General features: G+C 53.5%; 1 pseudogene. It reads right to left on the minus strand.

Going from position 1 to position 258, the window contains the following annotated elements:
* A pseudogene (locus tag HBA93_RS22000) lies at window positions 1-258 on the minus strand (ABC transporter substrate-binding protein); the annotation flags it as partial.

Below are 258 nucleotides of genomic sequence, written 5' to 3' on the forward strand. Positions count from 1 at the left end.
CCGGTTAAAACCGCCGGTGCCTGCATCTTTATTATAGCTCTGCAACAGTGAGCGCAGATTGGCTTCCGAATTTGGTGTGGACGCACCCAGCGAGAAAATAAACGCGCCGAATTCACCCTTGGTCGCAGCCGCCGCATAGACGTTATAAGGCTGGGTTTTAACACCGTTTACTTTCAGGCCGCCACGCGCCAGCATCTGCCCCATGGCCTGTGCAATATCGCCATCACCAGGGAAACGGTTGTTTGAAGAATAGAGCGT

This window comes from Ochrobactrum sp. SFR4, assembly GCF_019730395.1.
In the GTDB taxonomy this organism is placed as follows: domain Bacteria; phylum Pseudomonadota; class Alphaproteobacteria; order Rhizobiales; family Rhizobiaceae; genus Pseudochrobactrum.